This is a genomic window from uncultured Granulicatella sp. (genome assembly GCF_963516875.1).
Classification (GTDB): domain Bacteria; phylum Bacillota; class Bacilli; order Lactobacillales; family Aerococcaceae; genus Granulicatella.
This window is the reverse complement of sequence record NZ_CAUQCL010000015.1, coordinates 32,854-39,736: the sequence shown is the minus strand read 5'-3', so window position 1 is coordinate 39,736 and position 6,883 is coordinate 32,854. Positions and strand designations below refer to the sequence as shown.

The 6,883-nt window shown below is 32.0% G+C and carries 5 protein-coding genes; 4 read left to right on the top strand and 1 reads right to left on the bottom strand.

Translation table 11 applies throughout. The annotated features are described in order from the left end of the window. Positions 1-202 precede the first annotated feature (202 nt). From RWM24_RS06575 to RWM24_RS06560, 4 genes are all read left to right on the top strand, one after another. Positions 203-1,039 carry a Cof-type HAD-IIB family hydrolase gene (locus RWM24_RS06575; protein WP_314112676.1) on the top strand — a complete coding sequence of 279 codons (837 nt, stop codon included), beginning with the start codon at positions 203-205 and terminating at the stop codon, positions 1,037-1,039. Continuing rightward, positions 1,039-2,046 (top strand): signal recognition particle-docking protein FtsY, encoded by a 1,008-nt coding sequence (gene ftsY, locus RWM24_RS06570; protein WP_314112674.1) that lies wholly within the window; start codon positions 1,039-1,041, stop codon positions 2,044-2,046. The genes RWM24_RS06575 and ftsY overlap by 1 nt, the downstream gene beginning before the upstream one ends. 400 nt (positions 2,047-2,446) lie before the next feature. Further along, the gene (gene guaC, locus RWM24_RS06565) at positions 2,447-3,424 is read left to right on the top strand and encodes a GMP reductase (RefSeq protein WP_314112678.1); all 978 of its coding nucleotides are present in this window, start codon (positions 2,447-2,449) and stop codon (positions 3,422-3,424) included. Between the two features lie 123 nt (positions 3,425-3,547). Then, positions 3,548-4,996 carry a serine hydrolase gene (locus RWM24_RS06560; RefSeq protein WP_314112672.1) on the top strand — a complete coding sequence of 483 codons (1,449 nt, stop codon included), beginning with the start codon at positions 3,548-3,550 and terminating at the stop codon, positions 4,994-4,996. Positions 4,997-5,237: 241 nt separating this feature from the next. On the opposite strand, the gene galT is transcribed toward RWM24_RS06560, so the two are convergent. Then, positions 5,238-6,713: a UDP-glucose--hexose-1-phosphate uridylyltransferase gene (gene galT / locus RWM24_RS06555; RefSeq protein WP_314112670.1), complete on the bottom strand. Its 1,476-nt coding sequence runs from the start codon at positions 6,711-6,713 to the stop codon at positions 5,238-5,240. Between the last annotated feature and the right edge of the window lie 170 nt (positions 6,714-6,883).

Genomic DNA, 6,883 nt, shown 5'->3' with positions numbered 1-6,883 from the left:
ATTTGGGACATTTTTACTTGTGTTTAATTGAGACATTATCACTTGTGTTTGACACCTGTGATATGGCTTTTTCTTTAGGAATAGTCACAAACCTAAAAATTTGATATAATACAAGAATGAAATCAAAGCAACACATATATAGTAAAGTGTTGAATGATGGCTCTAGGATTCAAAGCCCTTAGAGTAAAAAAGGAGAGATTGTATGATAAAAGTCATTGCACTAGACTTAGATGGAACATTACTAACCGATGATAAAAAAGTAACACCTGAAAATAAAAAAGCCATTCAACTTGCAAAAGAACAAGGAGTGAAAATTGTTCTTTGTACAGGTCGTCCTTTAATGAGTATTTATCATTTATTAGAAGAACTAGAATTATTAGGTGATGATGATTTTTCTATCAATTACAATGGTGGAATTATCCAAAAAACAAAATCACAAGAAATTTTATTTAAACAAGGTCATTCAAGAGATGATATGCAATACTGCTATGAAGAAGCGTATAAAGTAGGATTACCTCTTGTTATGATTGATTTAGAAAGAGCTTATGAAACAACTTATCCAGAAGGAAGACCTTCTATTTATCCAGGATTACCACATCCAATTGAGTTTATTAAAAAAAATCCATCGGAATTTGAAGAAAGCCACGTATTTTATAAGGCAGTGCTATGTATTGAAGAATCACTATTAGATGAAGGAATTTGCCAATTACCAGAAGCTTTCTTTGAAAAATTCAATTGTATGAAGTCTCGTACTTTCTTATTAGAAGTAGTTCCAAAAGAAGTTTCTAAAGGAACAGGGTTAACGCATTTAGCTGAAATTTTAGGTATTACAGTAGAGGAAATTGCAGCTTGTGGAGACGAAGAAAATGATTTATCAATGTTAACAACTGTTGGATTCCCAGTAGCAATGGGTAATGGTTCTCCAGAAGTAAAAGAAGTGGCGAAATTCATTACGAAGACAAATGAAGAATCTGGGGTAGCTCATGCCATTTATCACATTTTAGAACAAAATAAACGTGAAAGAGAAGGAGTGAAATAATGGGATTATTTGATCGTATTAAACGTGCCTTTACCGGTGAAGATGCTGTCATTAAACAGCAAGAACAAGAAACTTCGATTATTATTGATAAATATGACCAAGGAATGCAAAAAACTCGTAAAAGTTTTTCGGATCATTTAAACGAATTTTTAGCAGATTTTAGAACGATTGATGAAGATTTCTTCGATGATTTAGAAGAAACATTTATTTCTTCAGATGTAGGCTTTGAAATGACGTTGGCGATTACGGATGCTTTAAGAGATGAAGTACGTTTACAAAATGCTAAAAATGCTCATGATGTCAAACAAGTTATTATTGAAAAAATGGTAGACATTTATGAAAAAGGTGAAGACAATTTAGCAACTTTAGCAAAAGCTGAAGGTAGACCAACTGTATTACTATTTGTTGGGGTTAATGGTGTTGGTAAAACAACTACGATTGGTAAAATTGCTTGGAGATTAAAACAAGAAGGGCATTCTGTATTACTAGCTGCAGGAGATACATTCCGTGCTGGAGCTATCCAACAATTAGAAATTTGGGGCGAACGTGTAGGTGTGCCTGTTGTTAGTGGTAAAGAAGGTGGAGATCCTTCTTCTGTAGTGTATGATGCCATTAAAAAAGCGAAAGCAGAAAATATCGATTATTTATTAATTGATACAGCGGGTCGTCTACAAAATAAAGTAAATCTAATGAAAGAATTAGAAAAAATGAACCGTATTATTTCTAGAGAAATTGAAACAGGAGCAGATGAAACTTTATTAGTATTAGATGCAACTACTGGACAAAATGCTTTAGTTCAAGCAAAACAATTTAAAGAAACGATTGATGTGACAGGTTTAATTTTAACAAAATTAGATGGTACTGCAAAAGGTGGCGTAATTTTATCAATTCGTCATGAAATGAATATTCCAGTTAAATTTATTGGATTAGGGGAAAAAATGGACGATTTACAACCATTTGACTCAACACAATTTATTTTCGGATTAGTGAAAGATTCGTTGAAATAGTATAAATTGTTTTTTATAAGACTTTTCTTATGTAGCAAGGACGGCAGCAGCTTCGCTAGCGAATCTCATGCCTAAAATTGCTACTTTGGAAAGTCTTTGTTGTTTTTGTCATAAATTTTAAAACGGTTCGAATGATTTAGGTATATGACTTTTCTTATATAGCAAGGACGGCAGTAGGTTCTTAATTGAATCTCATGGCTAAAATTTCTACTTTAGAAAGTCATTTTTGTACTTTTTCAATCTTTTTGTTCGTGTTTTACTAAATAATGCAAATGTTGTAGGAATTAATGTTCATAAAAACACAATTCTTTGTTTACATTTTAGTCAAAATAAGTTAAAATATTTCGTGGTAACAGATATGAAACAAATGCTTATTTAAGGAGGTTACCTCATGTTTGAAATGAAAGTTTTTGATTATGAAGATATTCAATTAGTACCGAATAAATGTATTGTAAATAGCCGTTCAGAATGCGATACAACTGTTCAATTAGGGAAACATACGTTTAAAATCCCTGTAGTACCTGCGAATATGCAAACGATTATTGATGAATCAGTTGCAGAATTTTTAGCAGAAAATGGATATTTTTATATTATGCACCGTTTTGATGAAAAAGGAAGAATTCCATTTATTAAAAAAATGCATGAAAAAAATCTTATTGCTTCAATCAGTGTGGGTGTAAAACCTCATGAATATGAATTTATTGAAGAATTAAAAGCGAAAAATTTAATTCCGGATTATATTACCATTGATATTGCCCATGGACATGCGAATTCAGTTATTGATATGATTGGACATATTAAAAAGCATTTACCAGAAACATTCGTGATTGCTGGAAATGTTGGTACACCAGAAGCGGTTCGTGAATTAGAAAATGCGGGAGCAGATGCAACAAAAGTAGGGATTGGACCTGGTAAAGTATGTATTACAAAAATTAAAACAGGATTTGGTACTGGTGGTTGGCAGTTAGCAGCCCTTCGTTGGTGTTCAAAAGCTGCCCGTAAACCAATTATTGCGGATGGCGGAATTCGTACTCACGGAGATATTGCAAAATCAATTCGTTTTGGTGCTACAATGGTCATGATTGGTTCATTATTTGCTGGTCATGAAGAATCACCAGGGAAAACAGTTGAAATTAATGGAGAACGTTTCAAAGAATACTTCGGTAGTGCATCAGAATTCCAAAAAGGTGAACGCAAAAATGTTGAAGGTAAAAAAATTATTGTTCCTTATAAAGGTTCATTAAAAGATACTTTAGTAGAAATGCAACAAGATTTACAATCTTCTATTTCTTATGCGGGTGGTTCAGACTTAGAATCGATTCGTAAAGTAGATTACGTTATTGTTAAAAATTCAATTTTCAATGGAGATTCTATTTAAATTTAAAAAGAATCAATGCCGGTTCGAGTAAAATTGAATCGGCAATTTTTATTTTTAGTAAGAATTTTTGCTAATTTCCGCAAAAAAGAGTAAAATAATAGAGTTGATAGAGGAGGGTCATTCGTGAAAATTAAACATATTTTGGGATTAAGTTTCCTTATGGCTTCATTATTTTGTACAAGTGCTATTTTAGCGGAAGAAAATGATTCTACTATAAAAGAAGCTACGCAAGAAACTACTGTAGAATCTGAAACAACTCAAGAACCTGAAAAAATTGAACAAACTACTGTAGCAATTCCATATAGAGAAGATGTAATGGATGCTATAGCAGAACAAGGTTATGGTGTAGATGAATATTATAGACCAGAAAGTACTATAATGGTGGATGCTGATACAGGGGAGATTGTTTTTGGTAGTAATATTGACCAACCATGGGATCCAGCAAGTATTTCAAAAATGATGACAGCTTATATGGCGTTTGAAGCGATGAAAGAAGGAAAATTATCGTTAAATACAATCGTCACTGCAACAGAAGAAGATCGTGCGATTTCAACGATTGGGGAAATTAGTAATAATATTATTGTTGCTGGAGTAGATTATCCAATTGAAGAATTATTATATATGATGTTTTATCCGTCTTCGAATGTTGCTACATTAATGGTAGCAAGAGCAACTGGGTTATCAGATACTGAGTTTTTAGATAAAATGAATGCTAAATTTAAAGAATGGGGTATGGAAAATACAAAATTCAATAATGCTAGTGGGGCAGTAGCCTCTGCATTTAGAGGATATTATACACCTGAAGGATACAATAACAATCGTTATAATCAAACAACTGCAAGAGATTTAGCCATTTTAGCCTATCATTTCTTAAAAGATTTTCCAGAAATAACAAATTTTACGAAAAATCCTTTAATTACAGTTATGGTGGGAACACCTTATGAAGAATCATTTTACACTTACAACAGTTCTATCCCAGGAATGATTCAGGGATTTCCAGGAGTAGATGGATTTAAAACAGGTTCAAGTCCTAGTGCGGCATTTAACCATTTATTAACGGCTAAACAAGAAGATACTCGTTTTATTCAAGTTATTTTAGGAGTTGGAGCTTGGGAAGATAAGGATAATAGTTCTTTCTTCAAGAACCAAATTGGGAATGGATTACTAAGAAAAGCTTTTTCTGAATATGAAACTCAAACACTGTTAAAAGCTGGAGAACATATAATTGATGGAGTGAAAGTTCAACTAGAAAAAGATATTAAGACATTAGTTCGAATTGGAGAAACTCCTAAATATCATTTGAAGGAGGATAAAATTGTTATTGAAACAGATCTTCCTCGTATTACTTCAAAAATACAACCATTAACTTATCCTGTAACAATTATTCCACAAGAAGTTGAAGAACCAGAAGAAACTACAACTACTGAGGTTAAAACTGAAATGAGTTTTCAACTGGAAGAATTTTTATTAAGTTTAACGGATAAACCAATTTTATTAGGAATAATTATTATTGGAATTGCCAGTATTATTAGTATTATTATAGTTTCAATAGTATTTATTATTAGAAAGTAATGATTAACGATTTCCGTTTGGAAATCGTTTTTTGTATGTAAAATAATTTTTAGCCATGAAAGACGTATTTTAGTTATGTAACAAAAATAAGCCTTTTCATAGTAGCATGAGTACTAGAAACCGATTGGTTTCTAGTACAGGAAAAGTCGAGACTACAGGCTCGACTTTTAGGTATGAGACAGCGAAGCTGGCTGCTACCGTCCTTTTGCTACTATACCAGAAAAGGCATTAAAAGATATTTTTATTGTAATGAATGGATAAACCGTCCAAATGCTTCTTGTCCTTCAGTTGTTTGTTTAAAGACACCGGCATCTTCTAAACCACGTTCAAAAATTTCACCAACTTTTTGACGAATCAAAGCTTCAACATTGTCTGGAGTAATATTTTCATTGTCTTTAATTTCATTAGCCCAAGCTTTATGCATTTCAGGCATTTGATGAGCTTGACCTAGTAAGTAGTTCTCAACTTCTTTTAGTTCTGTTTTTAAACGAGGAGGAAGAATTGCTAACCCCATCACTTCAATTAATCCAATATTTTCTTTCTTAATTGGATGTACATCCACATGAGGATGGAAAATACCATCTGGATATTCTTCAGTCGTACGATTATTTCTAAGCACTAAATCTAATTCATAGATACCATCACGTACACGAGCAATTGGTGTAATCGTATTATGAGGAGTGTCTTCTGTAAATGCCAAAATATCCGCACTTTCATCAGAATAATTTCTCCAACTATTTAAAATATGAGTCGCTAATTGAACAATTTGTTTTGTATCTTTACTTGCTAGTCGAATTACGGATAAAGACCAATGTAAACGAGAGACCGTTCCGTCAAAACCTTCAAAAGAGTAGTTTTCTAAAATTGGTGCAACATCCATCGGAAAGACATGTCGACCAGATTGATAGTGATCATGGACTAAAATAGAGCCACCTACAATTGGTAAATCAGCATTAGATCCAACAAAATAGTGAGGGAATTGACGTAAAATATCCATTAAATTCTCAAATGAACGTTCTGTAATTTGCATTGGACGTGGTACTTGAGTTAAGAAAATTGAATGTTCATTGAAATAAGAGTAAGGAGAATATTGAAATCCCCAATCTTCATGATTAATTTCTAAACGAATAATTCTATGATTGCTTCTAGCAGGATGATTGAAACGTCCATAATACCCTTCATTTGTCATCGTTAATTGAGAAGCAGGGTAACTAGATTGTTTGACTAATTTTGCTTGAGCAATTGCTTTTGGATCCTTTTCAGGTTTTGATAAGTTAATTGTAATTTCTAAAGTACCGTATTTTCCAGAGTATGGAAATTGTATATTTTTAGCAATGGCTCTTGTTTGAATGTAATGATTTTTTTGACTTAATGCATAAAAATAGTCAGTTGCTTTTTCAGGATTTTCTTTGTAATTATTCCAGAAGTTTGCATTTACAACAGATGGAAGAGGCGTTAATAAATTCATAACAGCTGCTTCAAATGCTTCTTTTTCTGGTAAAATATCTTCAATTACTCCTAATTCTATCGCTAATTGAATGATTTCGTCCACGGAATCCTCTAATGATGGGATATTATCATTAGAAATTTCAGATGGCTTATAATCATCTAATTGTAATAGATGAAGTAATTGATTGGTTGTATAAATTTCGTCTAGTGGATTTAATAATTTTTCGAGTTTTGCTTTTTCAATAAAGTTTGTAATACTATGATACATATTCCGTTTCCTCCTAAATCATCTACAAAGATGAATGCTTCTTTTTTTATAAAATGCAATCGATAACATTCTTTTTCCCATTGGAATGTAACTGCTTTAATATATGTTTATTATAAAAGGAAAGTATAAAAAAACAAACCATTTTTAGCAAAAAAACTAAAAATAGTTTG

Bases quoted from the DNA above. Each gene is read 5' to 3' on its own strand.
- RWM24_RS06575 (WP_314112676.1), top strand. From the start codon at position 203: ATGATAAAAGTCATTGCACTAGACTTAGATGGAACATTACTAACCGAT.
- ftsY (WP_314112674.1), top strand. From the start codon at position 1,039: ATGGGATTATTTGATCGTATTAAACGTGCCTTTACCGGTGAAGATGCT.
- guaC (WP_314112678.1), top strand. From the start codon at position 2,447: ATGAAAGTTTTTGATTATGAAGATATTCAATTAGTACCGAATAAATGT.
- galT (WP_314112670.1), bottom strand. From the start codon at position 6,713: ATGTATCATAGTATTACAAACTTTATTGAAAAAGCAAAACTCGAAAAA.